The organism is Chitinophaga pinensis (assembly GCF_007896845.1).
Lineage (GTDB): Bacteria > Bacteroidota > Bacteroidia > Chitinophagales > Chitinophagaceae > Chitinophaga > Chitinophaga pinensis_C.
Window position 1 is genome coordinate 186,211 of record NZ_VOHS01000005.1, and the last position, 25,058, is coordinate 211,268.

General features: G+C 43.5%; 21 protein-coding genes. 8 read left to right on the forward strand and 13 right to left on the reverse strand.

Annotated features, from left to right (window positions below; genetic code table 11):
* Positions 1 to 67: 67 nt before the first annotated feature.
* Positions 68 to 766, reverse strand: a complete 699-nt coding sequence (gene truB / locus FEF09_RS07175; protein ID WP_146304483.1) for a tRNA pseudouridine(55) synthase TruB — start codon at positions 764 to 766, stop codon at positions 68 to 70.
* A 103-nt stretch (positions 767 to 869) separates the two neighbouring features.
* On the opposite strand from truB, the gene FEF09_RS07180 reads away from it, so the two are divergent.
* Positions 870 to 1,667, forward strand: coding sequence for a class I SAM-dependent methyltransferase (locus FEF09_RS07180; RefSeq protein ID WP_146304484.1), 798 nt, complete (start codon positions 870 to 872; stop codon positions 1,665 to 1,667).
* An 81-nt stretch (positions 1,668 to 1,748) separates the two neighbouring features.
* On the opposite strand, the gene FEF09_RS07185 is transcribed toward FEF09_RS07180, so the two are convergent.
* From FEF09_RS07185 to FEF09_RS07195, 3 genes are all read right to left on the reverse strand, one after another.
* The gene (locus tag FEF09_RS07185; protein ID WP_146304485.1) at positions 1,749 to 2,483 is read right to left on the reverse strand and encodes a shikimate dehydrogenase family protein; all 735 of its coding nucleotides are present in this window, start codon (positions 2,481 to 2,483) and stop codon (positions 1,749 to 1,751) included.
* A 17-nt stretch (positions 2,484 to 2,500) separates the two neighbouring features.
* The gene (locus tag FEF09_RS07190; RefSeq protein WP_146304486.1) at positions 2,501 to 3,262 is read right to left on the reverse strand and encodes a phosphosulfolactate synthase; all 762 of its coding nucleotides are present in this window, start codon (positions 3,260 to 3,262) and stop codon (positions 2,501 to 2,503) included.
* A gap of 279 nt (positions 3,263 to 3,541) precedes the next feature.
* Entirely contained in the window at positions 3,542 to 4,972 is a 1,431-nt protein-coding gene (locus FEF09_RS07195) for a tetratricopeptide repeat protein (RefSeq protein WP_146304487.1), read from the reverse strand.
* 152 nt (positions 4,973 to 5,124) lie between these two features.
* Here FEF09_RS07195 and FEF09_RS07200 point away from each other — a divergent pair, with 152 nt between their 5' ends.
* On the forward strand, positions 5,125 to 5,508 hold the full coding sequence (locus tag FEF09_RS07200) for a hypothetical protein (RefSeq protein WP_146304488.1): 384 nt from the start codon (positions 5,125 to 5,127) through the stop codon (positions 5,506 to 5,508).
* A gap of 94 nt (positions 5,509 to 5,602) precedes the next feature.
* Here FEF09_RS07200 and FEF09_RS07205 read toward each other — a convergent pair whose 3' ends face one another.
* From FEF09_RS07205 to pafA, 3 genes are all read right to left on the reverse strand, one after another.
* Entirely contained in the window at positions 5,603 to 6,247 is a 645-nt protein-coding gene (locus FEF09_RS07205) for a hypothetical protein (RefSeq protein ID WP_146304489.1), read from the reverse strand.
* A gap of 126 nt (positions 6,248 to 6,373) precedes the next feature.
* Positions 6,374 to 7,153, reverse strand: coding sequence for an enoyl-CoA hydratase/isomerase family protein (locus FEF09_RS07210; protein WP_146304490.1), 780 nt, complete (start codon positions 7,151 to 7,153; stop codon positions 6,374 to 6,376).
* A 96-nt stretch (positions 7,154 to 7,249) separates the two neighbouring features.
* Positions 7,250 to 8,917, reverse strand: coding sequence for an alkaline phosphatase PafA (gene pafA, locus FEF09_RS07215; RefSeq protein ID WP_261387382.1), 1,668 nt, complete (start codon positions 8,915 to 8,917; stop codon positions 7,250 to 7,252).
* 174 nt (positions 8,918 to 9,091) lie between these two features.
* Here pafA and FEF09_RS07220 point away from each other — a divergent pair, with 174 nt between their 5' ends.
* Positions 9,092 to 10,303: an aminotransferase class I/II-fold pyridoxal phosphate-dependent enzyme gene (locus FEF09_RS07220; RefSeq protein WP_261387383.1), complete on the forward strand. Its 1,212-nt coding sequence runs from the start codon at positions 9,092 to 9,094 to the stop codon at positions 10,301 to 10,303.
* Positions 10,304 to 12,001: 1,698 nt separating this feature from the next.
* On the opposite strand, the gene purL is transcribed toward FEF09_RS07220, so the two are convergent.
* Positions 12,002 to 14,254, reverse strand: coding sequence for a phosphoribosylformylglycinamidine synthase subunit PurL (purL, locus tag FEF09_RS07225; RefSeq protein ID WP_146304493.1), 2,253 nt, complete (start codon positions 14,252 to 14,254; stop codon positions 12,002 to 12,004).
* 361 nt (positions 14,255 to 14,615) lie between these two features.
* Here purL and FEF09_RS07230 point away from each other — a divergent pair, with 361 nt between their 5' ends.
* A complete protein-coding gene (locus FEF09_RS07230) occupies positions 14,616 to 16,814 on the forward strand; it encodes a glutamine synthetase III (RefSeq protein ID WP_012789334.1) in 2,199 nt (732 codons plus the stop codon).
* 187 nt (positions 16,815 to 17,001) lie between these two features.
* Entirely contained in the window at positions 17,002 to 17,826 is an 825-nt protein-coding gene (locus tag FEF09_RS07235; RefSeq protein ID WP_146304494.1) for a hypothetical protein, read from the forward strand.
* A 76-nt stretch (positions 17,827 to 17,902) separates the two neighbouring features.
* On the opposite strand, the gene accC is transcribed toward FEF09_RS07235, so the two are convergent.
* The 3 genes from accC to efp form a co-directional block, all read right to left on the reverse strand.
* On the reverse strand, positions 17,903 to 19,240 hold the full coding sequence (gene accC, locus FEF09_RS07240; protein WP_012789332.1) for an acetyl-CoA carboxylase biotin carboxylase subunit: 1,338 nt from the start codon (positions 19,238 to 19,240) through the stop codon (positions 17,903 to 17,905).
* A gap of 110 nt (positions 19,241 to 19,350) precedes the next feature.
* Positions 19,351 to 19,827 (reverse strand): acetyl-CoA carboxylase biotin carboxyl carrier protein, encoded by a 477-nt coding sequence (accB, locus tag FEF09_RS07245; protein ID WP_146304495.1) that lies wholly within the window; start codon positions 19,825 to 19,827, stop codon positions 19,351 to 19,353.
* Positions 19,828 to 19,880: 53 nt separating this feature from the next.
* Positions 19,881 to 20,447 (reverse strand): elongation factor P, encoded by a 567-nt coding sequence (gene efp / locus FEF09_RS07250; protein ID WP_146304496.1) that lies wholly within the window; start codon positions 20,445 to 20,447, stop codon positions 19,881 to 19,883.
* 368 nt (positions 20,448 to 20,815) lie between these two features.
* Between efp and FEF09_RS07255 the strand changes: the two genes are divergently transcribed.
* From FEF09_RS07255 to FEF09_RS07265, 3 genes are all read left to right on the forward strand, one after another.
* Positions 20,816 to 21,337 (forward strand): peroxiredoxin family protein, encoded by a 522-nt coding sequence (locus tag FEF09_RS07255; protein WP_146304497.1) that lies wholly within the window; start codon positions 20,816 to 20,818, stop codon positions 21,335 to 21,337.
* An 82-nt stretch (positions 21,338 to 21,419) separates the two neighbouring features.
* On the forward strand, positions 21,420 to 22,358 hold the full coding sequence (gene mdh, locus FEF09_RS07260) for a malate dehydrogenase (protein ID WP_146304498.1): 939 nt from the start codon (positions 21,420 to 21,422) through the stop codon (positions 22,356 to 22,358).
* A 260-nt stretch (positions 22,359 to 22,618) separates the two neighbouring features.
* Positions 22,619 to 23,080, forward strand: a complete 462-nt coding sequence (locus FEF09_RS07265; RefSeq protein ID WP_146304499.1) for a MarR family winged helix-turn-helix transcriptional regulator — start codon at positions 22,619 to 22,621, stop codon at positions 23,078 to 23,080.
* Between the two features lie 54 nt (positions 23,081 to 23,134).
* Here the strand turns inward: FEF09_RS07265 and FEF09_RS07270 are convergent, their stop codons facing one another.
* Both FEF09_RS07270 and FEF09_RS07275 read right to left on the reverse strand, forming a co-directional pair.
* Positions 23,135 to 24,373, reverse strand: coding sequence for an MFS transporter (locus tag FEF09_RS07270; RefSeq protein ID WP_146304500.1), 1,239 nt, complete (start codon positions 24,371 to 24,373; stop codon positions 23,135 to 23,137).
* A gap of 38 nt (positions 24,374 to 24,411) precedes the next feature.
* Entirely contained in the window at positions 24,412 to 25,056 is a 645-nt protein-coding gene (locus FEF09_RS07275; protein ID WP_146304501.1) for a DedA family protein, read from the reverse strand.
* Positions 25,057 to 25,058: the final 2 nt, after the last annotated feature.

Below are 25,058 nucleotides of genomic sequence, written 5' to 3' on the forward strand. Positions count from 1 at the left end.
TTTACAATAGAAAAAGCCTGATCAGACGATCAGGCTTTTTTATACGTACTAATACACTATTGTCCTGTTAAACTTTCGGTTTAAATGTACCGCCCAGTTCTTCTACAAATTTTTCTATCTCCCAGGCATCTTCCAGCTTAAACTGACCGATTCTCGTTCTGCAAAGACTGCTCATATAACCACCTACGCCCAGCGCTGCACCGAAATCATTGGCAAGCGAACGAATATAAGTACCAGTACTGCATACTACGCGGAAATTAATTACCGGCAATGCAATAGCTGTAATTTCAAATTCTTTGATAACGATGGTACGGGGTTCTACTTTTACCTCCACTCCTTTTCTTGCCAATTCATAGATGGGTTTACCATTCTGCTTGATAGCGGAGTGAATCGGTGGCAGCTGCTGCAATTCACCAAGGAACTGTTTTGTCGTATCATGTATCAGTTGTTCTGTAATACTGTCCAGTGGTTTAAAATCTGTTGGTTCAGATTCCAGATCGTACGTAGGCGTTGTTGCACCTATCGTGAAAGTGCCGGTATACTCTTTTTCCTGTGCCTGGTACTCGTTGATCTTTTTTGTCATTTTACCTGTACAACAGATCAGCAGACCAGTTGCCAGCGGATCGAGTGTACCTGCGTGACCAGTCTTGGCTTTTGTCGTATTTCTGATCTTTCTTACGATATCGAAAGACGTCCATTTCAAAGGCTTGTTGATCAATACCACCTGTCCTTCTTCGTAAATATTTTTTTCAGCAGTCTGATTCATCCCGCAAAGATAATAGAAACACAGGATGCAGCGTTCAACGGATGAAACAGTGCAAGCGTAGAAAATATGCGCTTTTTCAGTATTTTCACGCAATTTTCATAATATGTCTTTAGTACAACACAGCAACGCGAATGTCAGATACCAGCAACAGGTGGATAATTCCATTCACTATGTGCTGCCTTTTATCGATGCAGCCATGCCGGTAACACCTGATCTCCGGATAATGGAAATAGGCTGTGGTGAAGGAGGCGTATTGATACCTTTCCTGGAAAGAGGTTGTCATTGTGTGGGTGTGGATCTGTCGGATGACAAGATCGCGCTGGCGCATGATTATCTGAAAGAATATGTAGATGCGGGCAACCTGCAGCTGATCAACAAAAATATCTATGATGTTGATTTTCTGGGTGAGTTCAAACATTCTTTTGATCTTATCATTCTGAAAGATGCGATCGAACATATTCCTGATCAGGCGAAGATCATTGGCTATCTCAAGAACCTGCTTACTCCCCGCGGACAGGTATATTTTGGTTTTCCGCCCTGGTATATGCCACATGGTGGTCATCAGCAGACCTGCGTAAGCAAGGTACTGAATGTGATGCCTTATATACATCTGCTTCCTAACCCGCTCTACAGAGGGGTTTTACGTGCCTTTGGGGAACCACCTAATATTATTGCCGAACTGATGGAGATCAAGGAAACCGGTATTTCCATTGAGCGCTTTGAGCGGATCGTAAAACAGCAGGGATATAATATCACGAAGAAGCAGTTCTATCTGATCAATCCGATCTACAAATACAAATTTGGTCTGAAACCCAGACTGCAATGGGGGCCGGTAGCGGCTGTACCGTTTGTGAGGAATTTCTTTACGACGTGTGTTTATTATATGATAAAGGCACAATAGATACGTTATCAGATCTGATTATAAACAGACATAAAAAAGAAAGAGGCGGTGATTGACCGCCTCTTTCTTTTTTATGTCTGTTTATTGTTCGTTCCAGATTTCCCAGCTGGCTTCCGCCTGCAGGATCAGCATTTCATGCCCATTTTTAATAGTAGCTCCCTTGTCAGCACCGTGTTGCAAAAAAGCGGTAACCGCAGGATTATAGATCAGATCATACAGCAGGTGATGCGCTGTCAGCAATTCGTATGGGATGGCAGGTGCTGCTTCCACATTAGGATACATTCCCAGTGGTGTGGTGTTGACAATCAGCGTGTGTGAAGCCATCGTAGCGGCATCCAGCTGTTCATAACTGATTGTTTCTGCAGATGCCTGACGGCTGACCAGCTGATACGGTATGTTGAGACTTTCGAGTACGAACTGTACAGCTTTTGCTGCACCGCCGGTACCCAATATCAATGCTTTATTATGATGTGGTTGAAGTAAGGGTTCGAGTGACCTGCTGAAACCGATGGCGTCTGTGTTGTAACCTATCTTACGACCATCTTTGAAACGGATGCAGTTCACTGCCTTCATTTTAGCGGCAGCAGGACTTAATTCATCAAGATATGGTATTACAACTTCCTTATAAGGGATGGTCACATTGAGTCCCTGCAATTCCGGCTGTTGTGTCAGTAAAGCAGGTAATTCTCCGATGGTTGGGATCGGGAAACTATCATAGATGCATTCTTTAATGCCTTCGCGTGCAAACTTCTCAGCGAAAAAGCCTTTCGAGAATGAGTGACTCAGCGGATATCCAATAAGACCATACACCTTCATAGGTATCTTATAAAGCTTTATTGATTCAGGAACAGGTGGAAAGTATCTCCTCTCAGGCCGATACGCATTGCTTCCAGAGAGATCACTTCATGTGGAGCCAGGTTACCGAGGTTCACATTACAGCCGATCAGTTCCAGGAAATACAGCTGTTGTGCTTTCTGCGGAGCTTCCCAGATAATTTTTTCGGACGGGATTTTGGTCAGGATTTCCTGTACCAGTCCTTCACGTACTTCACCGGTACCACGATAGATACCTACGTTACCGCTTTCACGTGCTTCTGCGATCACATAAGTAGCGCCGGCACCTAATTCTGCACTCATCAGTTCGATCCATTTATAAGGAGGAATGATGTGTTCTGCATCTTTGGAACCTACTTCGCTCAATACGGTCGCTATTTTAGCCAGCTTCTCAATGTAGCCGCATTTTTCAGCATGCGGGATGGTGATAGAGCCGTCGGAAACTTCAATATGTTTAATACCGTAGTCTTTGATCACATTCACAAAATCATCAAACTGATTACGGATCAGAAATGCCTCGAATAAAGTACCTCCGAAGTATACGGGGATATTGGCTGATTGGTATAATTCTATTTTCTGGCGCAGGTTAGGTGTAACGAACGACGTTCCAAAACCCAGTTTCAGGATATCTACGTGAGGAGACGCTACCGATAAAAAATTCTTGGCTTCTTCCAAACTTAGCCCTTTATCCATCACCATGGTCAGACCATGATTGCGAGGTTTCTTTGTCCGATCGGGAATTTGTGTCAGATTAAAATTCATTTGAACGTTTTTTTATCGTCATGATTGTTTGTAAATCAAACAACTATACTTCACTGGTTTTCCGGAATAGGGAGCTGCCCATCTTTATTTAACCGGCGCAAAATTAACACATTCCGGTTAAAGACTCTCAAATAAAGGTTTTTATTGGAAATAAAATTTCATATCTCATAACAATGTGTGTATCAATATATTAAAACGAAAAATGCGTAATATATGATGCTAAATTACAGCACATAATATTACGCATTTACGGAACGGGTGTTCCGGACTATAGTCAGATTACTTAGTTTTTTTGCTCTTTTTGTACCTCGTAACGAGTTCTACAATACCGGGATGTTGCAGTAAAGTAGGGTCCAGTTCGATCAGTTTCTTCACATGTTTTGCATTCATCTGCAGGGCTGTTTCCAGCTGCAGCATCCCCTCTTTGGATTTGCCGGTGGCGAACATGATACCTGCGAGATAGTACTGCAATACAGGTTTATGACCCACTTTCTGAATAGCTGCATCCAGCTGGATCAGGGCTTCGTCATAGAAACCGGAAATGTAGAGTCCGCGGATAAACTCCTGCCAGGTGGTAATACTGGAAGGGCGGATACGTACAGCGGCCAGCAGGTGGATCAGGCCTTCTTTGTTCTTTTCCAGTTCAATATAACACTGACCGAGTGCGATGAGGTATTCGGCGCTGTTCTTATTGATTTTGATAGCGCTCATGATAGACTTGATGGCATTTTCCCAGTTTGCCTCTGTCATGTAAGCGATACCGATCTTGTAATACAGCTTGTCATCGCCCGGACTGAGGTGGGACGCTTTACGGTAGTAATAGCGGGCCTGTGTGTATTTACGCTGGCGTTCGTAACAATGGCCGATAGCCTCATAGATCACATCCTCCGGTTTCGCAATTTCGAGGTGTTTTTTCAGCACATCGATTGCTTCGGCATATTTGCGTAAGCGGATGTAGGCATCGCCCATATTACGATAGGCATAATCGAATTTTTCATCGATAACGATTGCGTACTGGTATGCATCAATGGCCTTTTCGTACAATTTGAGTCCCTGATAGGCTGTACCGAGGTTAAACCAGGCCAGCTGATTATAAGGGTGCTCATTGATGATATTGGTATGCAGGCGGATGCTTTCTTCGTTCCGGCCGGTGAATTCCGTCCAGAAACAGATCTTGTGCAAAGCCTCTTCGTTATTGGGAGCGTGTTCAAGTGCCAGTCTGAGGCAGTCGAAAACCTTTTCGAACTCTTCGCAATCATCATACACATCTGCCAGTTCGAGCAGCAGTTCCGTCTTATCGTCTCCTTCGAATATTGCTATCTGTTCTTCCAGCAGGGCGGCAGCCTTTTCGTGCTGGTTCATCGCAAGATATACATCAGTCTGAAGGATGTACAGATTGATATCTGTACTATCCAGTATAGAAGCTTTTTCCAGCAGATCCATCGCCTCCTGGTATTTCTTCGATTCTATAAGTAGATTAGCCTTTTTCAGTAAGAGAGTAGAAGAATAGGGAAACTGCTCTATTGCCATTTCAGCGGCCTGCATGGCATTAGGAAGTTCATCATGCTCATCATAATAGTCTATGATCAGTTCGAAAGAATCCTCGTCGAGAAAGGAGTGAGACGTGCCTGCTTTCAGGTTTTCAAACTGCTGCAACAAGTCTTTTAACTCCTCAAAATCGTCGTTTAAAAATGGAAAGTCTTGATTCATTAATGTAAATATAAGTATTTTTTGAATCGGCAGGTTATGAGCCGGTTTACGGCTGCTTGTTAAAAATATTTAACATTACTTTAGGAATTTTATGTATCTTCGTTAAGGATTTGTTATATAATATATAGAAAAGTTTGTACATTTGTGATACAATGAAACAGAAAACTAACATATTGCAGACCTTTTCATTGTCTTTCTTATTGGCAGGGCTCCTGGTAATCAGCGGGTTAACTGCTAAAGCCAACGATAATTTAACTTCCGATAATAAAGACAAGATAAAGAAGAACGAAAATAAAATCTCCCTGGCAGGTCTGTCAGGAAAGACCAACCTGAGTCTGGACGCAGGATTTCGTTTTAATGGAGCGATGAATTCCAACTTCAAGCTGTCTGATAATAATTCATACAACTTCAAGTCAGTAATGACTATCAAGAAGGGGAATGTGACATATGTATTGCCATATGCGGCACAGATTCAGCAGCCTACTACCAACACCTTCCATCAACTGCACATTGTGCTGCCGTTCAGGAAGAACTAATCACCGTCTACTTTGCATTTGCATAAAAAGAGAAAGGTCCTGTATAATACAGGACCTTTCTCTTTTTTATTATTGCCGGATTACTCCGTTATCATCAACTTCCCATTCTTAACAGTTCTTCCCTGCTGATTTCTTTATACCCTGTTTTCGGTACATCGAAGAAAGAACCCGGTACGGCGTAGAGATCAACCTTGGTCGCTATCACGTGCATACGTGAACCATTTTTGTTGATAATCTCAAATTGCAGGGGCAATCCTTTCAGATTGACAAAGCGGCGGTTATACTGCTTGTTTTCCGGCATCAGGTCTGGTGTATAATACACTTCAAAGGTCTGGCCATCCGACATTTTTCCGATCGCTTTCTTACAGGTGTAACCTGCAATCTGTTTGGTTTCACCGGCATCTTTGAACTGCACCTGAAGATATTCTTTCAGTTCTTTTGCATATTCTTCTTTTCCGGCGCGGATCAGGTACTTATCTCCGTGATTGTCGATCAATGTTACCACTGATTCTTCTTTGCTGTTGATAAGATAGCTGTAGTGCACCATTTTGAAATCAAGGTCCACCCTGCTGAGGTGTCCTTTCATATACTGGGTTAAAGTACCGCCTTCGAAGGAGGCATCGGTTTGTGGTGGTGTTTCGATCCGGTAAACAATTTTCGCGTCTGACACCAATCGCTGCGCGAGCAGGCTACCGGAGAGCAGCACACAACATACAAGTGTTAAAAGAGCTTTTTGCATGACAGTAATAATTTCATCCGCATTATTTTAAAAGCTGAGGCCGGATGTCGCCTCTGCATAACGTTGCTGTTGTACAGGGATAATTATGCGTGGCTTTATAGGTTTAAATGAAAAAATCATACCGGATTACCAGACCATCTTTTCCTTCGCCAGAAAAGCATTTATACCTCTTTGGCAATCAGCATGTTCTCTGGTTGCTGCATTCATTTCGGCAGCGTTCAGCAATGCATTTTCTATCGGCTGATCAAAGACAGAGGTAATCAGTTTTTTGGTCACTTTAAGCGAATTGGCAGAAGTGCCGGTACAGAGATCTTCTGCAACTTTTGCCACATGGGCTGCTATACGGTCGGCCGGTACCACTTCATTCAGCAAACCATAATATTCAGCCTTTTCGGCGGTGATCAATCTGCCTGTGAGCAGCAGGTCGCGGGCACGCCCCTCTCCTATTTTCCTGACAAGAAATACGGATACCAGTGCCGGAATAAAACCGATTTTCACCTCTGTATATCCCAATCTGGCTTCCGGTACGGCATAACTCAGGTCGCAGATCGTTACGAGTCCGCAGCCACCAGCAATAGCATGTCCTTCTACCTGGGCGATAACTATTTTATTATGATAATAGATCTGCTGCATGAGTTGCATCAGTTCTTTTGAATCGGCAAGATTTTCTTCTCTGGTATTACGTTGGAGTTGTTGGAGATATTCCAGGTCTGCTCCGGCGCAGAAAGCTTCACCGGCACCTTTCAGGATAATTACTTTCACTTCGGGATCTGTCTCAGCCTGATTGAAGGCTGTACGTAACTCTCCTACTGTAGCGCCATTAAGCGCATTGCGTTTTTCAGGACGGTTAAGCGTGATCGTGGCTACACGTCCGCTTACATTATACAGGATATGTTCGAAAACCATTGTTATCGGATTAGCGATTTCAGATCGCGGAATGAATATAACAAGAACTTGTTAAATTCCGCGATCTGAAATGAGCTATTATCCGGAATGCTGCGCTTATCTCGCAACTTCTTCTATTACATGTCCTACGTTACCGTTGGGCATTTGTATGTGCAGTTTTGCAGCGATGGTCGGCGTAATATCTGTCATACCCACTGTACGGTTGCTTTTGCCCGGAGTGATACCCCATCCCATCCATACCAGAGGAATATGTGCATCATAAGGATACCATAAACCATGGGTAGTACCTGTTTTACCGCCATCGATGAATCCCGGCTGCAGAGCAAACTGAATGTCACCACTACGTTTTCTGTTAAAGCCATTTGCCATCATGGTACGCATTGGTTCCGGCAAAGTGGTGGTCATCAGTTCCTGTAAAGGGAAAGCATTGCTGACAGCAGGATCTTTCAGTAAAGTATTGATCAGGAAATCACGTACTTCCACAGCAGATTTACCTGCTTTGGTGATAGCGTCGTGATTCAGATACAGCTGATAGTTGCTGGCGCCCTGAATTGCTTTTTCCAGACCAAACTGTTCTTTCGCCAGTCTGTTCAGTTCATTCACGGCTTTTCCTTCACTCCAGCTGCCACCCGGCAGTTTATTTTCCTGCATGAAGCCCGGTACATGTGCAACGCCGTGATCCGCAGTAATGAAGAATAGATACTGTCCTTTACCTACTTTGGCATCGAGGTATTTGAAGAATTCAGACAGGTCTTTATCCAGACGCAGGTAAGTATCTTCAATTTCGATGGAATTAGGACCAAACTGATGGCCTACATAGTCAGTGGAGGACAGGCTGATGGCCAGCATGTCTGTCACACTACCTTTACCCAACTGGTATGCTTCCAGTGCTTTTTTAGCAAATTCCAGCGTCATAGTATTACCATATGGCGTGGAGGAGATGGATTTGAAAGGATTACCGGTTGTACCACCCAGATCGTGTGGGAAAGCCGGTGCGATACCCTGTTTGAAAGGACCTTCGTAAGATTTATTATCGGCAGTACTTAATGTATAAGTATCGATCGGATACATAGTAGTCCATGGATGGCTCAGATAGCGGGCAGGCCATTTCATACTGTTGAAGTCAGTTGCCCAGTCTGGTAACTGATTCATATAATAAGTGGAGGTGATCCAGTTACCGGTGCTGCCATCATACCAGTAAGCGGCGGTAGCGCTGTGACCGGCAGGCAGAATAGCGCCACGGTCTTTAATGGCCACACCTATTACTTTGCTCTGAAAGTTGGTAGCCAGACGCAGTTCATCGCCGATGGTGGTCACCTGCATGTTGCGGGGACTCATCTTACCGGCGGCAGAAGTGCTTCCTACAGTATTTACCGTAGAATCTTCCGCACAATATACATCCCTGTTCAGCTCCCTGTTGTACCAGTCATTACCGACAATACCATGCACGGCAGGAACGGAACCGGTATATACGCAGGTATGGCCACAGGCCGTAATAGTCGGCGTATAGTTAATTAGCGTATTTTCGCAGGAGAATCCATCCTTCAGCAGCCGCTTGAACCCACCATCAGTATAGCGGTTGGAATAACGATACAAATAGTCCCAGCGCATCTGATCCACCACGATGCCCACCACCAGTCTGGGACGGGTAACATTTTTGGGAGCGGCCGGTTTGCTCCATGCAGTTGCAAAACCGGGTTTGGGAGAAGTAGCTTTCTGAGCATTCAGAGATTGTGTAACCAGCAGGGTTGTCGCAGTCAACACACACGACAAGAATTTACAATTCATGATTCTTAAATACATTATTTATTATTCACATTTTCAAAGGTAACCCAAGTTTACAAAAACTAATATTTTAATACCTTTGTGCGGGTTTTCGAATGATCACTCTTAATTATTATTTAACATATGGATATTTTTGAGAAACTGCTTAAGCACATGGGCCCTATAGGCGAACACTCTGACAGAGCTCATGGCTACTTCGCGTTCCCTAAGCTGGAAGGTGAAATTGGTCCCCGTATGAATTTCAGGGGTAAAGAGAAAGTTATATGGAGCCTGAATAACTACCTGGGGCTTGCCAACCATCCCGAGGTACGTGCTACTGACGCAAAAGCAGCAGCCGATTACGGACTTGCCACTCCAATGGGTGCCCGTATGATGAGTGGTAACACAAATTATCACGAAAAGCTGGAAAAAGAATTATCCGACTACATGGGCAAAGAAGATACTACCCTGCTGAACTATGGTTATCAGGGTATTATGAGTGCTATCGATGCTATCTGTAACCGTCACGATGTGATCGTATACGATGCTGAGTGTCATGCAAGTATACTCGATGGTCTGCGTCTGCACCCGGGTAAACGTTATGTATTCAAACACAATGATATAGCTGACTGTGAAAAACAGCTGCAACGTGCAGAGCAACTGATCAAAGGTACCCCGGGCGGTATACTGGTCGTTACTGAAGGTGTGTTTGGTATGGCGGGTGATCAGGGTAAACTGAAAGAAATCGTTGCATTAAAAGAAAGATATCAGTTCCGTCTCATGGTAGACGACGCACACGGGTTTGGTACAATGGGTAAAACCGGTGCCGGTACAGGTGAAGAACAGGGTGTACAGGACAAAATTGACCTGCTGTTTAACACTTTCGCAAAATCTGGTGCTTCTATCGGCGCTTTCATGAGCGGTGACAAAGCGATCATTAACTTCCTGCGCTATAACATGCGTTCCCAGATCTTCGCAAAATCAATTCCTTTACCACTGGTAATCGGACATCTGAAACGCGTAGAACTGATGCGTAAACATCCTGAGATGAAAGCGAAACTCTGGAGTAATGTGAATAAACTGCAACAGGGTCTCCGTGATCGTGGTTTCAACATCGGCAGAACTAACTCTCCTGTGACGCCGATTTACCTGCAGGGTGATATTCCGGAAGCGACCGCAATGTGTCTGGATCTGCGTGAGAACTACAACATCTTCTGTTCTATCGTAGTATATCCGGTTATTCCAAAAGGACAGATCATCTATCGTCTGATCCCGACAGCTGCACACAGCGACGAGGATATCGAACTGACACTGAAAGCGTTCACTGAGACGAAAGAGAAACTCGACAAGAAAGTATACGAAGTAGCTGAAATACCGATGGTATAGTCAGTGATTCCATAAAGAAAAAGCCCGGATTGTATGATCCGGGCTTTTTTGTTTTTACAGCTCAGTGCTAAAATCGCGTCTTGCTGGCTATATTAAGCCTCCATAGCAGGCCAGAAAATCGGCATATCTGATAAAAAAAGAGATTTGAACTAACCGGTAGATTCCGTCAATGTTGTATTGATGGAGACACCCGTTAATTGTACCGTTGGTATACCGCTATTACACCCGCATCTCTACGTTAATGAACGTAGCCATAACGATGTAATTACGGTATAATGCCCTGCTGATAAGAGATACCGGTTAATGAGAACGGACAGACTACGTAGGACTACTTATTTCAGTGAGGCGGGAAATCCATTTTTATGGGACATTCTGTTACCTATAGTTCCTATTTTCAGGAGATGCATCGTATATGCGTCGTTATGAAGTATGTAGTATATAGATGTTTATACCTATCTCCCTATAACGTTCCTGATAATTAACTATCTAACTGTTTATCTGTGTATAGACATACAGTCGATGCTATAACTTATTGATAACTAATTACTGAATATTAATCAGGTTCTGACAGATATATACATCCTGACTTCGGATGCCATTATAGTGCAGATCTCCACGTTTGTACACATAATACATACTATGTCTCTCTAACGCTTTGATTTCTAATGCATGCATGGTATAACGGGTACTTCGGGGGATTATACCTATATCGGATACACGCTCTTTGGAGGAGATAATCAGATGAAGATTTGCAGTACCGTATAGGCTCCAATGTTAATTCTTACCCTGCAGGCCTGAATTATTTACTGCCTTTATACGAATGGCATAACATTTGCGTTATAATGGAAACAGCTGAAAAAAGTAAACCCCTCGTTGAATACGAGGGGCTTCACAACAAATCGTTCTTTCTCACTAGGTGTAAGTTTCACTTAGCTTTCATCAGGACATGGCAGAACAATTGGTCTTCATAGAATTAGAAACCCGTAGGTTCCTGGGATAAATAAACTGGCTTTCATAGGTCTGGATCCTTTCGTCTCCAGGAATGTTAATTGTTCTGAATAATTGGCTTTCATAGGCCGGAATTCTTTTAATCCCGGGGATTGATTCAATTGGCTTTCATAGGATCGGAATGTGTTAGATTCCGTAGGATAAAATAACTCGATTTCATAGGATCGGAATTTGCTAGATTCCGTAGGATAAAATAACTCGATTTCATAGGACCGGAATGTGCTAGATTCCGTAGGATAAATAACTGGATTTCATAGGTCGGAATGTGTTAGATTCCGCAGGATAAAATGATTCTTCTTACTTCATAGGCTGGAACTCTTTCAATTCCAGGGATAAAATTGGCATTGGCTCTCATAGGACAGGAATCACTCTCATGATTCCAGGGATAAAATATATTGGAACTGGTCTTTGTTATCAGACCCGATGTATTCGCATTTCTCTTTATCAAAAGTACTCTAAGCAGTGTGATATAAATTCACACGAAGATGGGATTTTGTTAATGACTTGTTAAAAGGATTTAACATTACAATAATACTTGAAGAGGTGTAAAAACCTTATCTGTAGGGCATTCTATAACGCCGTATATGCTATAAGTGTATGATGGACAGCTCACAAATGTTAAGAGGTACAACATAACACCCATGTGGTATATACGTTGTACCTCTCAATATTTAAAGTATAACTTTTTTACTATAAATGAGACTCAATTGCTATATCATAAGGCTGTTTCCAGCTTTCTACAGTACCCCAGTCTTCATTATCTATTATAATATGTTCTCCTTTCACTACACCCAGCTTCTCTGCTTTTACTGAATGTTCTGTAGCGTCTATCACACCATGCATAACAGCATCGAATTTATCCTTGTCTTCCGGTCTGATAGTAACAATAGCGCGGCTCTGGCTTTCACCGAAGAGGAAGGCATCATTACGGAAGTTAGGATTGCTGTGAATATCGAAGCCTAAACCTGAGGCCATTGCACTTTCCAGCAGGGAGATAAACAGACCGCCTTCACTGATATCGTGGCATGACTGTACGATACCTGCTTTATTAAGTTTTGCAATTGCCTGATGCAGGCGGTGTTCTTCTTCCAGATGGAAGTGAGGAGCAGGACTAAACTCAATACCAATCAGCTTATGCAGGTATTCAGAACTGCTGATATCATTACGGCTACGACCTATTAAATAGATCAGGTGACCTGATTCTTTAAAGTCGAGGGTTATACGATCATCGATATTATCCAGAATACCGAGCATACCGATGGTCGGCGTAGGGTATACAGCACCGTCAGGAGACTGATTGTAGAAGCTTACGTTACCACCGGTAACGGGGGTATTGAATTTACGGCAGGCCTCTCCCATTCCCTTGATCGCATACACGAACTGGTAGTATACTTCCGGGTCGTAAGGGTTACCGAAATTGAGACAATTGGTAATGGCTACTGGTTCACCGCCGCTACACACGATATTACGGGCTGCTTCTGCAACAGCGATCTGACCACCTAAATGCGGGTCTGCATACACGTAGCGGCTATTACAATCTGTTGTGAGTGCGAGGACCTTTTTAGATCCTTTTACCGTGATGATAGCTGCATCACTCGGTGCATTCGTGCTGGCATTAGCGGTACCTACCATACTATCATACTGGTTATATATCCAGCGTTTAGACGCGATGTTAGGTAGTTTTACCAGTCTTTCTGCTGCGAAGCGTGCATGCAGGGTGTCTGGTATTTTATGAATATCAAAAGCCTTTACTTTTTCGAAGTAGGTTGGTTCTGTATAGGCACGGTGGTATTGTGGGGCACCGCCACCCAACACGAGGCTGTCTGCAGGAAGATCTGCTTCCAGATGACCATTCAGATAGAACTTCAGCTGTTTATCCGTAGTCACTTCACCGATCTGCGCACAGTGCAGATCCCATTTCTCAAATATTTTCAGCACATCGGCTTCCCGGCCTTTGTGTACGACAATAAGCATTCTTTCCTGACTCTCGCTGAGCAGTATTTCCCATGCCTTCATATTTTCCTGACGGGTGGGTACTTTATCGAGCTGGATAACCATCCCGTGACCACCTTTGGCGCTCATTTCGGCTGTGGAGCAGGTGATACCGGCTGCGCCCATATCCTGCATACCAACGAGTGCGCCTGTAGGAATAATTTCAAGACAGGCTTCCAGCAATTTCTTTTCCTGGAAAGGATCTCCTACCTGTACGGATGGCAGATCTTCAACACTATCTTCGGTGATGTTAGCGCTGGCGAAGGAGGCGCCACCGATACCGTCTTTACCCGTTGCAGAACCGACAATGAACACAGGATTGCCCGCACCGTAGGAAGTTGCGGAAACAGTCTGACCAACTTTTACCACACCAACACTCATTGCATTGACAAGCGGATTGGTATTGTAACAGTCTTCAAAGTATGTTTCACCGCCAACAGTTGGCACACCGAAAGAATTGCCATAGTGGCCGATTCCGTGTACAACGCCTTTCACAAGGTGTTGTGTTTTCTTGTCATTGATGTTACCGAAACGGAGGGAATTAAGCGCGGCAATGGGGCGTGCACCCATGGTGAAGATGTCACGGTGAATACCACCTACCCCTGTCGCGGCACCCTGAAAGGGTTCTATTGCTGAAGGGTGGTTATGGGATTCAATTTTGAATACGCAGGCATAACCATCGCCGATATCTACCAGACCGGCATTTTCCTCACCGGCTTTTACCAGCAGGCGCTCACCTTCACGGGGCAGGGATTTCAACCATACGATGGAATTCTTATAACTGCAATGTTCACTCCACATGACTGAGTACATGCTCAGTTCTGTAAAATTGGGGGTACGGCCCAACAGGCCTTTGATACGCTCAAATTCGTCTGCTGTAAGACCAAGTTGTTCAGCAGTTTCGACGGTTGTTTGGGAGAACTTATCTGTAGTTTCTACGTTAGATTGCATGGAACTAATTGTATAAGTGCGAATAGATGAAATGAAGTACAAACGTACTGGTTTTTCTGCCAATTGACAAAGGTTATTGACAACTTGCAGTCATTTGAGACTAAAAGAATTATGCCAGTTTTTCACCATTATTTGAAAGGGGTAAACAATATATAAATTGTCCAACGCGGCAACCTTGCAGGTGAGACAAATTATATTTTTTTTAATATATCAGTTTTTAAGTGATCGCTTATAAGTTTTTTAGTTAAAAATCAGAAAAATTAACGATTTTCACCAATAAATGTAATTTTTTAGTTAAAATTCACTAAATTCTTGCTTATGTTATAGCAAGACCGTTCTTTTGTATAAAATTATTTACAGCATGCAATCGTTACGCTTCACCGCACTGGAAGGCCTTTCTGGTGTTGATTTAAAAATCAAGCCCGAGCAACTCAACGGTACAAAGATCACCGAAGTGTTCGGCAGCAATGTTTTCGCAGGAAAAGTTGTGCGTGAGAATCTGAGTGATGAGGCTTATAAGAGCTTAATGAACTCTATTAAATCCGGCACCAAGATCGATCGTAAAATGTCTGAGCAGATCGCTTCAGGTCTGAAACAATGGGCGATGAAAAAAGGTGTTACTCACTATACACACTGGTTCCAGCCGCTGACAGGTACTACTGCTGAAAAACATGATTCATTCTTCACCCTGAAAGGTGATGGTTCTGCTCTGGAAACTTTTGACGGCGATGCGCTTGTTCAACAGGAACCAGATGCTTCCAGCTTCCCGAATGGTGGTCTGCGTGCTACTTTCGAAGCGCGTGGTTACACTGCATGGGATCCATCTTCACCTCCTTTCATTCTGGAGCAGGGTCAGGGTAAAACTCTTTGCATTCCTACTATATTCGTTGCTTACACCGGTGAATCACTGGACTACAAAGCGCCATTGCTGAAAGCACTTTCTGCTATCGACAAAGCGGCTGTAGACGTATGTAACTATTTCGATAAAAATGTAACCAAAGTTACTGCTACCCTGGGTTGGGAGCAGGAATACTTCCTGGTAGATGAAAGTCTGGCAAATGCCCGTCCTGACCTGGTAATGTGCGGCCGTACTGTAGTTGGTCATGCGCCATCCAAAGGACAGCAGCTGGAAGACCACTACTTCGGTTCTATCCCTGAGCGTGCATATGCTTTCATGCGCGATTTCGAAATGGAGTCCTACAAACTGGGTATTCCGTTGAGAACCCGTCACAATGAGGTAGCTCCTTCCCAGTTCGAGTGTGCTCCTATCTTTGAAGAAGTGAACATCGCAGTTGACCACAACTCCCTGCTGATGGACGTGATGACCAAAGTTGGAAAACGTCACAAACTGAGAGTGTTACTGCATGAGAAACCATTTGCAGGCGTAAACGGTTCAGGTAAACACAACAACTGGAGCCTTGCTACAGATACTGGTGTGAACCTGCTGGCTCCGGGTAAAACTCCGAAGACCAACCTGATGTTCCTGACCTTCTTTGTAAACACTATCAAAGCGGTTCATGACTACGCAGACCTGCTGAGAGCTTCTATCGCTTCTCCAAGCAATGACTTCCGTCTGGGTGCTAACGAAGCGCCTCCGGCTATCATCTCTGTGTTCTCCGGTAAATACCTGTACGATGTACTGCAGGAAGTTAAAACCCGTGTAAACAACAAATTTGACGAGCAGGACGAAGCGATCCTGAAACTGGATCTGCACCGTCACATTCCAGAGCTGATGCTGGACAACACTGACCGTAACCGTACCTCTCCTTTTGCCTTCACTGGTAACAAGTTTGAGTTCCGCGCGGTAGGTTCTTCTGCAAACTGTGCTTCTGCGATGACTGTTCTCAACACAATCGTGGCTAAAACACTGGCTACCTTTAAGGTTGAAGTGGACGCCCTGATTGAAAAAGGCGAGAAAAAAGAGATTGCGATTATGCAAACTCTTCGGAAATATATTGTAGATTCGGAGAAAGTTTTATTTGAGGGTGACGGATATAGCGAAGAGTGGGAAAAAGAAGCTGAAAAGAGAGGTCTTGCTAACGTAAAAACCACTCCTAAAGCACTGGATGCATACGTTACCGAAAAATCAACTAAACTGTTCACTGAAGTAGGCATTTACAACGAGAAAGAACTGCATGCACGTCATGAGATCCTGCTCGAGGACTACGTGAAAAAAGTACAGATCGAAGCCCGTGTTATCGGAGATCTGGCTACCAACACGATCCTGCCTTCTGCTATTACCTACCTGAACACCCTGATTACCAACATCAATGGTTTGAAAGGTATCGGTCTCGGTGACAGCGCTGTTAAAGCACAAACACAGATCGCCTCTAAAATAGCTGAACACATTAATGTTATCAGTGAAAATGTACAGGCTATGATCGAAGCGCGTAAAGTAGCTAATAAAGTTACTGACAGCCGTCAAAAAGCTATAGATTATTGTGATAAAATTAAGCCGTACTTTGATGTTATCCGTTATCACGCGGATAAACTGGAGTTCCTTGTAGATGATAAACAATGGAGCCTTCCTAAGTACAGAGAGCTGCTTTTCTTGCGATAAAACCGTAAGATTGTTTTGGTGTATGATTAGCCCCGGGTATTTACCCGGGGCTTTGTGTTTTTATAAGTATTGCTTACCTTCAATATACTCTTAACCCGATACCCCACCTACCCGCTGTTTAAGCAATCTGATCTGCTTTATTCGTTTAAAAGGCACATTTCATTTATTACCCCCTAAAAACTCCCTCATGAGAACACGTCTCAACTTTACGTTTCATGCGATGATCGCAGGTGCAATCCTATGTCTGCTTGCTGCCTGTGGAAAAACAGACATTACGCCCGATTGTGGCGCCCCACTTTGCCAGATACAATCATTTGAAGGTGATAACTATTGGTGGGAAGGACACGTTGTGAATACGCTTACCTATAACAAAGCAGGTAATCCGATATTGCGCAGTCGTTCTGACCTGGCCACCGGCAACGAGAATGAAACTTACAGATACGATGCAAAACAAAGACTGACCGATCAGATACTGCACTACGAGAATGGCGGCTATGGCGGTGATTTCAGAGAGTGGCACCGGTTTAAATATCATAACAATCAGGAAAGACCCTATATGGATAGTCTTTACAACAATGGTACGATAGGTGACAATCCGATTCCCTATCCATTCCTGCCACCACTGCTTATTGTGATTTATTTTAACTATGACGCGAAAGGTCGTCTTATCGAAGAGAATTCTTTCTTTGAAGATGGGAGCGGCTGGTATAAGAAAAAATACCTGTACAACAGCGCCAACAATCTTGAGAAACTGGCGTCCAGCTGGGGTTCAACAGGCTGGGTGGTAGATACCACTTATTATGGTCCTTATGATAATAAGATCAATTTCCTGCAGACGAATAAGGTATGGCAGTTACTGACCCGGAATTACAGCGAAAACAATACCCAGACAGCTGTGACTTACAACAAGTATGGCCTTCCGCTGCAATTCCCGGATGATCCGAAGGGAAAAGCAGTATCATTTCTTGATGCAGATTTAACAAATATGAAGATCGTTTACAAATGTAAATAGCAGCAGTACAGATTGTTTAAACAGAAAAGCCGGTATGTCTGAGACATACCGGCTTTCTTTATATCGCACTGATAGTTTATACCAGTTTGAAAGTTTCTGTGAATTTGGTCGTAAAGTTACCCTTACGGAAGTTCTCATCGCGCATCAGCTGCTGATGGAAAGGAATGGTTGTTTTCACACCTTCGATTACAAATTCGCTCAATGCACGCTCCATGGTGTTGATAGCTTCCTCACGGGTCTGTGCAATAGTGATCAGTTTGGCCACCATTGAATCATAATACGGAGGAATCACATAACCAGCGTAAATGTGAGAATCCACACGTACACCATGACCACCTGGAATATGCAGGGTGGTGATTTTACCTGGAGATGGACGGAAGTCGTTGTACGGATCTTCAGCGTTGATACGACATTCGATTACGTGCATTTCCGGTGTATAGTTCTTACCGGAGATAGGAATACCGGCAGCGATTTTGATCTGTTCTTTGATCAGGTCAAAATTGATTACCTCTTCCGTTACGCCGTGTTCTACCTGGATACGGGTGTTCATTTCCATGAAGTAGAAGTTACGGTGTTTATCTACCAGAAACTCGATGGTACCAACACTTTCGTAATTGATAGCAGATGCTGCTTTGATAGCTGCTTCACCCATCTTTTCACGCAGTTCAGGAGTCATGAAAGGAGAAGGAGATTCTTCTACCAGTTTCTGGTGACGACGCTGAATAGAGCAATCACGCTCACTGAGGTGACATACTTTACCATATTGGTCACCTGCTACCTGAATTTCAATGTGGCGAGGCTCTTCCACGAATTTCTCCATGTAGATACCGTCGTTATTGAAAGAGGCGCGGGCTTCATTTTTAGCCATGTTGTAGGCGTTCTCCAGCTCTTCATCTTTCCATACTACGCGCATACCTTTACCACCACCACCAGCAGTTGCTTTCAGGATGATAGGCAGGCCCATTTGTTTGGAGAGTTTCTTAGCTTCTTCCAGACTCTGGAGGAGGCCTTCAGAACCTGGGATTACAGGTACGCCTGCTGCGATCATTGTTTCTTTCGCAGTCATTTTATCACCCATTTTACGGATCATCTCCGGAGTCGGGCCGATAAATTTAATACCGTGTTCGCCACAGATTTCTGCAAAGCGTGCATTTTCTGCGAGGAAACCGTAACCTGGGTGGATTGCATCAGCGTTGGTTATTTCTGCTGCCGCCATCAGGTGAGGTATATTCAGATAGGATTCGCTGCTCTGTGGTTTACCTATACACACCGCTTCATCTGCAAACTTTACATGCAGACTATCTTTATCTGCCGTAGAGTAAACAGCCACCGTTTTGATACCCATTTCCTTACAGGTGCGAATGATACGCAGGGCGATCTCTCCACGATTGGCAATCAATATTTTCTTAAACATGTTTTTTCAATAGGTTAAAGAAAAGTAATAAACCTAAAAGGTTGGAAAACTATGAGGCATGGAAATTTCGTTTTCCTTCTCATAATATTCCAACCTTTTAAAGAATTAAATTATGGTTCTACCAAAAACAAAGGCTGATCGTACTCCACAGGGGAAGCATCGTCTACCAGTACCTTTACTATTTTACCGCTCACTTCACTTTCAATTTCATTGAAGAGTTTCATTGCTTCAATGATACAAACCACTTTACCTGAAGTTACGTCATCGCCGACATTAACGAAAGAAGGCTTGTCCGGACCAGGGCTACGGTAGAAAGTACCGATCATTGGAGATTTGATAGTCACCAGGTTATCAGCTTTCGCTTCAGCTTTAGGCGCTTCTGGTGCTGCGGCTGTTGCCTGAGCTACAGGTGCCTGCTGTGGTACTGGTTGATAAACCGGAGCAGCTACTGCGGGAACAGCGTAAACCGGCTGTTCGTTATCTTTTTGTTTTATTGTAATCTTAAACTTGTCCTGCTCTATGCTCAGTTCACTGATATTGGACTTATTGACCATTTTTACCAGCTCCTGAATCTGTTTAAAATCCATGTAGACAGTTTTTGGTTTAGTTAATGCTTGTAAGTAGATAATATGGACTAAAACTATTCTTTTACTCTCTCGATGTATTCACCGTTCTTGGTGTTTACTCTGATCAGTTCACCTTCGTTTACGAACAGCGGAACGTTTACAGTAGCGCCGGTTTCAACAGTAGCTGGTTTCAGCGTACGGGTAGCTGTATCACCTTTCAGGCCTGGCTCGGAGTAAGTAACTTTTACGACGATTTTGTCAGGCAGTTCAACGCTCATTGGTTGTTCAGTCTCGGTGTTGATAGAAACACCTACTTCCTGGCCTTCTTTCAGGAACTGAGGCGCATCGATCATTGCTTCTGGTAAAGCGATCTGTTCGAAAGTCTCATTATCCATGAAGTTGTAACCACTGTCATCCTGGTATAAAAACTGGAATGCCTTCTTCTCAACACGCACAGGGAATATAGTGTCGCCTGAGTTCCAGGTGTGTTCAATAGACCTGCTATTGTCAACGCCTTTCAGTTTAGCCCATACTTTAGCAGCGGCACGGGCTGTTTTGTTCTGACCAAACTCTACAACAGAATATAAGCTGTTATCCAGCTTTATAATCAATCCTGTTCTGATATCTGCAGTGGTAGCCATAAAAGGATACTAAATTTTATAAAGTTAAAAATACGTTAGGACTGCAAAAGTAAGTCATTCTGACAAAATCCCTCATGGAACTGATCGCTTCCTGATTTGTTTTAGTGTTATACAGAGACCCTCTTCTTACCTATTATTTTTTTTAGGAATGCAAACATAGTGTAAGGAAGGGTAATCTAGTAATTTTTTTATAAAAAAATCGAAACTATGTCCATACCTGCCACCAAAGGTAGCCCCACGATGCTTATTTAAGTAGAATAAGGGTCCAAAATAAAGGTTATGAGACGCTTAGCGGTAGTTTGGGCTATTACAAAATTCGATACCTTTAGTCTGATACAAAACTCAAGCGTTCAAAATTAGACTAACACATGAAGCGTTTTCTGACCATCTTATGCTGCTGCCTGCCTTTTTTATTACAAGCGCAAACGCAGACCAAATCAAAAACAGCTGTCGGACCAACAGACCAGCCACCTTATCTGCAGTTTCCCGTAGTACCGAACTATAAAGTGACTTTGCCTGACGGACATATAATTAATACAAAAGATAGTCTGAAGAAAAATGAAAAGACGCTTGTCTTTGTTTTTAGTGTAGATTGTGACCATTGCAAGCACCTGACTCAGGAAGTATTACAGAACATCGACAAGTTTAAGAAAACACGGATCCTGATGCTGACGCCGTTCCAGCCGGAACAGATGAAACAGTATTATAACAGTTACAACATTAAAAACTACCCGAATATTATAATGGCCAGCGAGCCTACCCGCCAGATCATGTATTTCTATAATCTGCATTACTTCCCCGGACTGTTTGTCTATGACAAAAAACAAAAGTTCGTAAAAGGCTTTGAGGGTACAGTAAAAATGGAGGAATTGATGTCATATCTTAATTAATCCATTGCGGGCCTGTTTCAGTGGCCATTGGTTACATTTGTTTTATCCTCATATTCTTCACCTCTTAAATTTTATACAAACGATGAAAGTTACTGTCGTAGGAGCTGGTAATGTAGGCGCAACCTGTGCTAATGTGCTGGCCCACAGAGATTTCTTACAGGAAGTTGTGTTATTGGATATTAAGGAAGGTACAGCAGAAGGAAAAGCGTTGGATACCTGGCAACAGGCCCCGATTGATTATTACAGCACAAAGGTGACGGGTGTTACTTCTGATTACACGAAAACGGCTAACAGTGATGTGGTTGTGATCACATCCGGCTTACCCCGTAAACCGGGTATGAGCAGGGATGACCTGATCTCCACTAATGCCAATATCGTTAAGTCAGTTACGGAAAATATCAGCAAATACTCTCCGGATGCGGTGATCATTGTTGTGAGCAACCCACTGGATGTAATGACATATTGCGCATTCCTCACTGCACAAAAAGACAGCAGCAAGGTATTCGGTATGGCCGGTATTCTGGATACCGCCCGCTACCGTGCATTCCTGGCAGATGAAATAGGCTGCTCCCCTAAAGATATTCAGGCCATCCTGATGGGCGGTCATGGAGATACAATGGTGCCACTCCCACGTTATACGACCGTATCTGGAATACCGGTCACAGAACTCGTTGCTCCGGATAAACTGGAAGCCATTATTCAACGCACCAAAGTAGGCGGAGGGGAAATCGTAAATCTGCTGGGTACTTCGGCCTGGTATGCACCTGGCGCAGCGGCTGCTCAGATGGTAGAAGCCATTCTGAAAGATGAAAAAAGAATATTCCCTTGTTGCGCATGGCTGACCGGCGAATATGGCCTGAAAGATATTTACCTCGGCGTTCCTGTTGTACTTGGCAAAAACGGTATTGAAAAGATACTGGAACTCCAACTGAATGACAGCGAAAAAGAACTGCTGAATACCTCTGCCACACACGTTAAGGAAGTGATGGATGTGCTGGACAACATGAAGGTTGTTGCCTGACAATAATATATTGATCCTAATATAAAAGGCTGACTAGTAGCCAAAAATGCCCGGCTACCAGTCAGCCTTTCTTTATGCCCCTTTTTGAGTATAAACCCTCTCTTTTCCCCTTCTCTCCTGCTATCCCCGGAATAAATACTTTTTGGTGACTAAAAAGTTTCATTACATTCGTTTCAACGGCTATTATACAAAACCTGCTGTTTTGTTTGCCAAATGCATGATTGATTATTCGTATTTTTAACCCGACTACATTCTCACTTATGTCAAACATAGAAAAACTGATCTCGCAGAAAAATTTTACCAGCGAGTATAATAAAGGGTTAATTGGTCTCATCTTCGTCGGCAACTGGATCGTGTCACGTCATCAACAATTCTTCAAGAAGTTTGACATCACCATGCAGCAATACAACATCTTGCGCATACTACGCGGACAGCATCCTAAGGCAGCTAATATCAATACTTTAAAGGAAAGAATGCTGGATAGGATGAGTGACGTTTCCCGCCTTGTCGAACGTCTCCGTAAAGCTGGATTGGTAGAAAGAAAAAGTAGTGAAGTAGATCGCAGAGCCGTAGATGTACAGATCACAGAAAAAGGATTGGCACTGCTGGAAATAGTCGATCAGGACCTGCCTGATTTAGAAGATTCTCTGAAATTATCGCTTACGGAAGAAGAAGCTGCGCAGCTAAACCTACTGCTGGACAAGATTCTCACACGCTATTAATAGTGGTGAACATTGTACTGATTGAGTAATACTACTCAATCAGTACCCTATTTTTTATAATTTCTCTACGTAATTAAGGTCTTTTCCAAACGTCTCTTCTACGGTGTAAGCCGCCACTATCGCAATGGCGATACAGATCACACCAATAATTATCCCGCTCTGGAGATAAGTTACATAATGCTGTAAACCTTTAAAGCCCATCGTAATCAGCAGGAGCATGCCCCTTGCAAAGTTAGGTACCGTAGTAGCAACAGTTGCACGCAGGTTAGTACCGAAGCTCTCCGCTGCAATGGTGACAAAGATGGCCCAGAAGCCTACACTGAAACCTAATACACAACAAACAGTATAGAACAACCATTCCTCTGCACCGAAAAGATTCAGATAAAGGGCTACACAGGCGGCAGTTAGTCCGAGGAAGATCAACATCACCTGCTTACGGCTTTTTAACAACTGACTCAGATAACCACTGGAGAAGTCGCCGAGTACCAGTCCGCCATAACAGAAGGCAACCGCATTACCCGGATCGATGGGTGATTTTACCCCCATTTCAATAGCGAACTTATTAGAGAATGCTACGAGGATACCTACCACAAACCATGTAGGAGTACCAAGCAGGATACATTTCAGATATTTAATAAAACGCGCTTTGTTATTAAACAATGCGAAGAACTGGCCTCTGCCCGGAGTTTTACTTTCAGCGGTCTGATTGAAGATATGTGACTCCATTACGCTAATACGCAGGAATAACAACAGCAATCCCAGACCTCCACCGATAAAGTAGCAGTAACGCCAGTCCGGTACCAGTTTGGCAATCAGGTTGGCCGCTACAGCACCGGATACGCCGACAGTGGCGACGATCATTGTACCATAGCCTCTTTTTTCTTTTGGAAGGATCTCGGCGACAAGGGTAATACCTGCGCCCAATTCACCGGCAAGTCCCAATCCGGCGACAAAACGCCAGAACAGGTAACCAGTGGTTCCCGTAACAAAGCCGTTAGCAATATTGGCAACAGAATAAAGCAGAATGGACCCGAACAGCACTTTCAAACGACCTTTCTTATCCCCCACAATGCCCCAGAAAATACCGCCCAGCAGTAATCCCAGCATCTGGATATTGATCAGTAAGAGTCCGACACCCGTGTCAATTTCTGACTGAGATACCCCAAGGTCCTTCAGACTGGGCACCCGGACGATCGTAAACAGCAAAAGATCATAGATATCTACGAAATAACCCAATGAGGCGACTAAAACAGCCACATTGAAAATCGTTGAGGTGCTCTTACCCGGTTTCATAACAGTGAAATAATTATTAGTCCATTCACATCACAGGATCAGGATGTGGATGTTTTGCTTTTTCCAAAGAATAGTTTAATAAGAACAGGTAATGTAGTAATAATTATTAATATAATTATGATCAGTTCCAGATGTTCTTTTAAAGAAGGAAAAGCTTTGTCCAGATAGTGACCAGCCAGCATCATGGAAAACACCCAGCAGAAAGAGCTGATGATGTTGAAGAACATGAAGCGTTTCTGTTCCATCTGTACGATACCCGCCACAATCGGAGCGAACGTGCGGATGATAGGCAGGAAGCGGGCGAGGAAGATTGCACCGCCACCATATTTCTCATAAAACTCCTTTGCCTGATAAAGATGTTTCTTTTTAAAGAAGAAGGTATCTTTTCTATTAAAGAGCAAGGGTCCTGATTTCCGGCCAAACCAGAATCCGACGTAGTTTCCAATTACTCCTGCCAACGCGATCATCACCATGATCAATACGAAAGGCACATTATAAAAGCTTTCACTAAGTAATCCAACATAGATACCAGCTACAAAAAGCAATGAATCTCCCGGAAGGAAGAAACCAACAAAGAGGCCGGTTTCCGCGAAAATGATCAGCAGTAATAAATACAATCCACCATGATCAATGATCCATTGGGGGTTAATAAGGTGCTTGAATAACTCTATAAACTGGTCCATAT